This is a genomic window from Sphingomonas sp. (assembly GCF_036388435.1).
In the GTDB taxonomy this organism is placed as follows: Bacteria; Pseudomonadota; Alphaproteobacteria; order Sphingomonadales; family Sphingomonadaceae; genus Sphingomonas.
Genome location: NZ_DASVRV010000020.1, coordinates 1 through 5496, shown reverse-complemented (window position 1 = coordinate 5496; position 5496 = coordinate 1). Strand labels below are relative to the sequence as shown.

The 5496-nt window shown below is 67.5% G+C and carries 2 protein-coding genes and 1 pseudogene; 2 read left to right on the top strand and 1 reads right to left on the bottom strand.

Annotated elements, in window-relative coordinates:
• The first annotated feature begins 146 nt into the window (after positions 1 to 146).
• Together VF592_RS05290 and gltB are read left to right on the top strand one after the other, a co-directional pair.
• Positions 147 to 635, top strand: coding sequence for a hypothetical protein (locus tag VF592_RS05290; protein WP_331004571.1), 489 nt, complete (start codon positions 147 to 149; stop codon positions 633 to 635).
• Positions 632 to 5143: a glutamate synthase large subunit gene (gltB, locus tag VF592_RS05285; RefSeq protein WP_331004570.1), complete on the top strand. Its 4512-nt coding sequence runs from the start codon at positions 632 to 634 to the stop codon at positions 5141 to 5143. Before VF592_RS05290 ends, gltB begins: the two co-directional genes overlap by 4 nt.
• A gap of 195 nt (positions 5144 to 5338) precedes the next feature.
• Here gltB and VF592_RS14325 read toward each other — a convergent pair.
• A pseudogene (locus VF592_RS14325) lies at positions 5339 to 5496 on the bottom strand (IS6 family transposase); the annotation flags it as partial.

Genomic DNA, 5496 nt, shown 5'->3' with positions numbered 1-5496 from the left:
GGGCAGCAGGACGTCCCGCACGCGGCCGACTTCCGGTGGCGCGTGTACGAACGTATCGACGAGCAGAAGATGGACCTCGTCTTCCATGTTCGGGGTCGGCCCCTACGGCCCATCGACGAGGTGGCGCATTCGTGCGGGATCGTGCTGTGAGCGCGCGCGACGATCGCCTGCGGCAGACCTTCGATGCGCTGGCGGCGATCGGCACGCGGCTGGCGCTTTCGGTACGCGACGATGCGAACTGGTTTCCGGTCACGTCCGAAGGCGCGGCGTCGAACGAGCCGGATATGATGAAGGCGATCGACGCGTTCCTCCAGCGTTTCACTCAAGCGCGGGACCATGTTCTTCGAAAGCTGTTCCCGCGCCTCCAAGCGGCCATCTCGGGTGATGATGAATTGCTCCCCGTTCGCGAGCTGTTCGAGAACCTGCATCGCGCGGGCGTGATCGAGACCGTGAGTGAGTGGCGGGAACTGCTCGAGGTTCGTAACAGGCTGACCCACGAATATGCCATGGATGCGATCGAGCGTGCGGCGACGTTGAACGACGCCTGGTCGCGCGCGCCGGCGCTGCTGACGCAGATCGAACGGGCGCGTCTGTACGCCGAACACCATAAGCTGATCGAAGGATTTGGCCGATGACCCATGAAGCCGAACGCCTCCGCCTCGCCCGCGACGGCATGTACCGCCCGGACATGGAATCCGACGCTTGCGGCGTCGGGCTCGTCGCCGCGACCGACGGCCGGCCGTCGCGCCGCGTGGTCCAGTCCGCGATCGACGCGCTGAAGGCCGTGTGGCACCGCGGCGCCGTCGACGCCGATGGCAAGACCGGCGACGGGGCGGGGGTGCATCTCGACCTGCCGCACCGCTTCTTCGACGACGCGGTCGCGGCCTCGGGGCACAAGGTGCGCCCCAACCGTCTCGCCGTCGGGCAGATCTTCCTGCCGCGCACCGATCTCGGCGCGCAGGAGTCCTGCCGCACCATCGTCGAAAGCGCGGTGATCGAGGCGGGCTACACCATCTATGGCTGGCGGCAGGTCCCCGTCGACGTGTCGGTGATCGGCACCAAGGCGCAGACCACCCGCCCCGAGATCGAGCAGCTGCTGATCGCCGGCCCGTTGCCGCACGAGGAGGACGCCGCCGAGTTCGAGAAGACGCTCTACCTCGTCCGCCGCCGGATCGAGAAGCGTGTCATCGCCGCGCAGATCCAGGGCTTCTACATCTGCTCGCTGTCCTGCCGCTCCATCGTCTACAAGGGCCTGTTCCTCGCCGAGAGCCTGTCGGACTTCTATCCCGACCTGAAGGACCAGCGCTTCGAAAGCCGCGTCGCGATTTTCCACCAGCGTTATTCCACCAACACCTTTCCGCAATGGTGGCTGGCCCAGCCCTTCCGCTGCCTGGCGCATAACGGCGAGATCAACACGATCCGCGGCAACAAGAACTGGATGCTCTCCCACGAGATCAAAATGGCGAGCATCGCGTTCGGCGAGCATTCGGAGGACATCAAACCCGTCATCCCCGCCGGCGCCAGCGACACCGCCGCCCTGGACGCGGTGTTCGAGGCGATCTGCCGCTCGGGCCGCGACGCGCCCACCGCCAAGCTGATGCTGGTGCCCGAAGCGCTGGACGAGGGCGACGACACGCCCCCGAACCACGCGTCGATGTACCGCTACCTCGCCAGCGTCATGGAACCGTGGGACGGCCCCGCCGCGCTCGCCATGACCGACGGGCGCTGGGCGGTGGCGGGGATGGACCGTAACGCGCTGCGCCCGCTCCGCTACACCCGCACCAATGACGGGCTGCTGATCGTCGGGTCGGAAAGCGGCATGGTGCCCGTTCCCGAATCGACCGTGATCGCCAAGGGGCGTCTGGGACCCGGCCAGATGATCGCGGTCGACCTGGACGAAGGCCGCGTGTTCGAGGATCGCGAGATCAAGGACCGCATCGCCGCCGAGGCCGATTATTCGGGCTGGATCGACGATTTCCTGACGCTCCCCGACCTGCCCCACGACGACACGGTCGTCCGCTATCCGCGCGCCGAGCTCGCGCGCCGCCAGGTCGCCGCCGGCCAGACGCTGGAAGACATGGAGCTGATCCTGGCGCCCATGGTGGAGGGCGCGAAGGAGGCCGTGGGCTCGATGGGCGACGACACGCCGCTGGCGGTCATCTCCGACAATCCGCGCCTCATCAGCCAGTTCTTCCGCCAGAATTTCAGCCAGGTGACCAACCCGCCGATCGATCCGTTGCGCGAACGCTATGCGATGACGCTCAAGACGCGGTTCGGCAACCTCGCCAACATCCTCGACACCGCCGACCGGCGCGGGCGGGTGCTCGTCCTCGAAAGCCCGGTGCTGACCGGCTCCGACTGGAACCGGCTGCACGCCCATTTCGGCCGCTCGGCCGCGACGATCGACTGCACCTTCGAAGCAGGGGGTGGGCCCGAGCGCCTGCGCGCCGCCATCGCCCGCATCCGCCACGAGGCCGAACAGGCCGTGCGCGAGGGCCGGTCCGAGCTGTTCCTGACCGACGAGAACATCTCGGAGGACCGCATCGCCATCGCCGGCGTCCTCGCCGCCGCCGCCGTCCACACCCATCTCGTCCGGCGCGGCCTGCGCTCCTATGCCAGCGTCAACGTCCGCACGGCGGAATGCCTCGACACCCATTATTATGCGGTGCTGATCGGCGTGGGCGCGACCACGGTGAACGCCTATCTCACCGAAGCCGCCATCGCCGACCGCCACGCGCGCGGGCTGTTCGGTGACCTCTCGCTCGACCAGTGCCTCGCCCGGCACCGCACCGCGATCGAGGAGGGGTTGCTCAAGATCATGTCCAAGATGGGCATCGCCGTCATCTCCTCCTACCGGGGCGGCTATAATTTCGAGGCGGTCGGGCTCTCGCGCAGCCTGGTCAACGACCTGTTCCCCGGCATGCCCGCCAAGATCTCAGGGGAGGGCTATGCCTCGCTCCACCTCAACGCCGCCGACCGGCACGATCTCGCCTTCGACTCCGGCGTCGCGACGCTCCCCATCGGCGGCTTCTACCGCCAGCGCCACGGCGAGGAGGTCCACGCCTATTCCGCGCAGCTGATGCACCTGCTCCAGACGGCGGTGGCGACCGACAGCTATTCCAATTATCTGCAATTCTCGCGCGGGGTCGCCGACCTGCCGCCCGTCTACTTACGCGACCTGCTCCAGTTCAACTTCCCCTCCGAAGGCGTCGCGGTCGAGCAGGTCGAGGCGATCACCGAGATCAGGAAGCGCTTCGTCACCCCCGGCATGTCGCTCGGCGCGCTCAGCCCCGAGGCGCACGAGACGCTCGCCATCGCCATGAACCGCATCGGCGCCAAGGCGGTGTCGGGTGAGGGGGGCGAGGACGGCGAGCGCTTCACCCCCCGCGCGAACGGCGACAACGCCAATTCGGTCATCAAGCAGATCGCGTCGGGCCGCTTCGGCGTCACCGCCGAATATCTCAACGCCTGCGACGAGATCGAGATCAAGGTCGCCCAGGGCGCCAAACCCGGCGAGGGCGGCCAGCTGCCCGGCTTCAAGGTCACCGAATATATCGCCAAGCTGCGCCACGCGACGCCCGGCGTCACGCTCATCTCGCCCCCGCCGCATCACGACATCTATTCGATCGAGGATCTGGCTCAACTCATTTACGACCTGAAACAGATCAATCCGCGCGCGCGCGTCTGCGTCAAGCTCGTCTCGTCGGCGGGCATCGGCACCGTCGCGGCGGGCGTCGCCAAGGCGCATGCCGACGTCATCCTCGTCTCCGGCCATGTCGGCGGCACCGCCGCCTCGCCGCAATCCTCGATCAAATATGCCGGCACCCCCTGGGAGATGGGGCTGTCCGAGGTGAACCAGGTGCTGACCCTGAACGGCCTGCGCGGCCGCATCCGCCTGCGCGCGGACGGCGGGCTCAAGACCGGGCGCGACGTGGTCGTCGCCGCGATCCTGGGGGCGGAGGAGTTCGGCATCGGCACGTTGAGCCTGGTGGCGATGGGCTGCATCATGGTGCGCCAATGCCATTCGAACACCTGCCCGGTCGGCGTCTGCACCCAGGACCCGCGGCTGCGCGCCAAGTTCACCGGCTCCCCCGAAAAGGTCATCAACCTCATGACCTTCATCGCCGAGGAGGTCCGCGACATCCTGGCGCGGCTCGGCGTCCGCTCGCTCGACGAGGTGATCGGCCGCACCGAATTCCTCCGCCAGGTCAGCCGGGGCGCCGAGCATCTCGACGATCTCGACCTCAACCCCATCCTCGCCAAGGTCGACGCGACCGACGCCGAGCGCCGCTTCTCCTTGTCGACCTTCCGCAACGACGTGCCCGACAGCCTCGACGCACAGATCATCCGCGACGCCGCCGCCGTCTTCTCGCGCGCCGAGAAGATGCAATTGACCTATTCCGTCCGCAACACCCACCGCGCGGTCGGCACCCGCCTGTCGAGCGAGGTCCTCCGCACCCTGGGCGGCAATCGTCTGAGCGACGGCCATGTCACCATCCGCCTGCGCGGGAGCGCGGGCCAGTCGCTCGGCGCCTTCCTGATCAAGGGCGTCACGCTCGAGGTGTTCGGCGACGCCAACGATTATGTCGGCAAGGGCCTGTCGGGCGGCACGATCATCGTCCGTCCCGCGGTGTCGAGCCCGCTAGCAAGCCAGGACAACACCATCATCGGCAACACCGTCCTCTACGGCGCGACCTCGGGCCGGCTCTTCGCGGCGGGCCAGGCGGGCGAACGCTTCGCGGTCCGCAATTCGGGCGCGATCGTGGTGGTCGAGGGCTGCGGCGCGAATGGCTGCGAATATATGACCGGCGGCATGGCGGTCGTGCTGGGCGAGGTCGGCCGCAATTTCGGCGCGGGCATGACCGGCGGCATGGCGTTCATCTACGACGCGGAGGACACGTTCGAGCGCCGCGCCAACCCCGACAGCATCGTCTGGGTCCGGTTGAGGTCGGGGCATTGGGAAGCGACCCTGCGCGACCTGATCGCCGCCCACGTCCACGCCACCGACAGCAAATGGGCCAGGGGCCTGCTCGACGACTGGCCCCGCGCGGCGGGCCGGTTCTGGCAGGTGGTACCGAAGGAGATGCTGGGGCGGTTGGCGCACCCGCTCGACGACACGCCCGAACTGGTCGCGGCGGAGTAGGGGAGGTTAACAATGTCCGCTATGGGTGGATAGCGGACATCCACTCACGCGTTCTGTGAGAGTTCAGGTTTGACCGAACGGGGCGATAAGCCGGGTATATTCGCGTTCCGGGCTGCCGTAGCTGTCGCCAGGGTGCTGTCAGTCTAATGCGAACCGGTCTCTGCAGGATGCACTCGGGTCTATGAGGATCCGCGTCTAGTTCGCGAGCACCCGCCACTCCGCCAGTGCGGCGGAGCGTCGTTCCTTGTAGGTCGGTCGATCGACGAGGTGGCGTTCGAGGTTGAAGTGGTTGTGGACGTTGGCATGGACGGAGGCGAACTTCTGTAGAGAGCTCATTCGCCTGAACCGCTGCA